A 2,050-nucleotide genomic window follows, 5' to 3' on the forward strand; every position below is an offset into this window, starting at 1 on the left:
CCCTGCGGGGCTAGATCGGGAGGGTGCTGAGCGTGGAGGACTGGGCGGAGATCCGCAGGTTGCACCGGTCGGAGGGCATGCCGATCCGTGCGATCGCCCGCAGGCTGGGGGTGGGCCGGAACACGGTGCGGCGGGCGCTGGATGCCGAGGGACCACCGAAATATGTGCGTAAGCCGGCCGGGTCGATCGTGGATGCGGTCGAGCCGCAGATCCGGCAGATGCTGGCGGTCTGGCCGGATATGCCGGCGACGGTGATCGCGGAGCGGATCGGCTGGGAGCGGGGACTGACCGTGCTGAAGAAGCGGGTCCGGGAGCTGCGGCCGCTGTTCTTGCCGCCGGACCCGGCGTCGCGGACGAGCTACCGGCCCGGTGAGCTGGCCCAGTGTGATCTGTGGTTCCCACCGGTGGATGTCCCGCTGGGATTCGGGCAGGTCGGACGTCCACCGGTGCTGGTGATGGTGTCGGGGTATTCGCGGTGGATCAGCGCACGGATGCTGCCCTCTCGCCAATCGGCGGATCTGGTCTGCGGGCACTGGGTGCTGCTACAGCGTCTGGGCAGGGTCCCCAAGGCGCTGGTGTGGGACAACGAGTCGGCCATCGGGCAGTGGCGGGGCGGGCGCCCGCAGCTGAGCGAGGCGATGAACGCCTTCCGCGGCTGTCTGGGGATCAAGGTCATCCAATGCCGTCCGGGTGATCCCGAAGCCAAGGGGCTGGTGGAGCGAGCCAACGGTTACCTGGAGACATCATTTCTTCCCGGGCGATCGTTTGCTTCCCCGGCCGACTTCAACGCCCAGCTCACCGACTGGCTGACCAAGGCCAACCAGCGGCATCACCGCCGCATCGAGTGCAGGCCCGCCGATCGGCTGGCCGCCGACCTGGCCGCGATGGTGGAGCTGCCACCGATCCCACCGCCCACCGGATGGCACCTGACCACCCGGCTGGGCCGGGACTACTACGTGCGGCTGGACTCCAACGACTACTCCGTCCATCCGTCGGTCATCGGCCGCCGTATCGAGGTGGCCGCCGACCTGGACCAGGTCCGGGCGACCTGCGATGGACACCTGGTCGCCTCGCATCAGCGTTGCTGGGCCGACCACCAGACCATCACCGCACCCGCGCATGACCAAGCAGCTCGCGCTCTGCGCCGCATCGCCCAAACACCTCACGAATCGACTGCGATCGCCGAGGTCGAACAACGCAGGCTCACCGACTACGACCGCATCTTCGGCCTGGACGAACACGAGGTGGCCTGATGACCGGCAAACCCACCACCAGCAGCCGTAACGTCGTCTCTGAGATCGCCTACCTCACCCGGGCCCTCAAGGCGCCCTCCCTGGCCGCCTCGGTCGAGCGGCTGGCCGAACGCGCCCGCTCCGAAGACTGGTCGCATGAGGAGTTCCTGGCCGCCTGCCTGCAACGCGAGGTCGCCGCCCGCGAAGCTCACGGCGGCGAAGGACGCATCCGCACCGCCCGCTTCCCGGCCCGCAAGTCGATCGAGGAGTTCGACTTCGACCACCAGCGATCCCTCAAACGCGAGGTCATCACCCATCTGGGCACCTTGGACTTCGTCACCGCACGAGAGAACGTCGTCTTCCTCGGGCCGCCCGGCACCGGCAAGACCCACCTGTCCACCGGCCTGGGCATCCGCGCCTGCCAGGCCGGCCACCGGGTCGCCTTCGCCACCGCCGCCGAATGGGTCAACCGCCTCGCCGAAGCCCACCACGCCGGACGACTGCAAGACGAACTCATCAAACTCGGACGGATCCCGCTGCTCATCGTCGACGAGGTCGGCTACATCCCCTTCGAAGCAGAAGCGGCCAACCTGTTCTTCCAACTCGTCAGCAGCCGCTACGAACGGGCCAGCCTGATCGTCACCTCCAACAAACCCTTCGGCCGCTGGGGCGAGGTCTTCGGCGACGACGTCGTCGCCGCGGCAATGATCGACCGCCTCGTCCACCACGCCGAAGTCATCTCCCTGAAAGGAGACAGCTACCGCCTCAAAGACCGCGACCTCGGCCGCGTCCCCGCGGCCAAGACCAACGACTGAAGA

General features: G+C 68.0%; 2 protein-coding genes. Both read left to right on the forward strand.

What is annotated here, in order from left to right:
- The first annotated feature begins 23 nt into the window (after nucleotides 1-23).
- Nucleotides 24-1,253 carry an IS21 family transposase gene (istA, locus tag ABD978_RS43660; RefSeq protein ID WP_345367675.1) on the forward strand — a complete coding sequence of 410 codons (1,230 nt, stop codon included), beginning with the start codon at nucleotides 24-26 and terminating at the stop codon, nucleotides 1,251-1,253.
- Nucleotides 1,253-2,047 carry an IS21-like element helper ATPase IstB gene (gene istB, locus ABD978_RS43665; RefSeq protein ID WP_345367677.1) on the forward strand — a complete coding sequence of 265 codons (795 nt, stop codon included), beginning with the start codon at nucleotides 1,253-1,255 and terminating at the stop codon, nucleotides 2,045-2,047. The genes istA and istB overlap by 1 nt, the downstream gene beginning before the upstream one ends.
- The last annotated feature ends 3 nt before the right edge of the window (nucleotides 2,048-2,050 follow it).

Origin of the sequence: Actinoallomurus liliacearum (assembly GCF_039542035.1) — a bacterium.
Classification (GTDB): domain Bacteria; phylum Actinomycetota; class Actinomycetes; order Streptosporangiales; family Streptosporangiaceae; genus Actinoallomurus; species Actinoallomurus liliacearum.

Excerpts from the sequence above, each read along its gene's own strand:
- istB (WP_345367677.1), top strand. The coding sequence starts at position 1,253 with ATGACCGGCAAACCCACCACCAGCAGCCGTAACGTCGTCTCTGAGATC.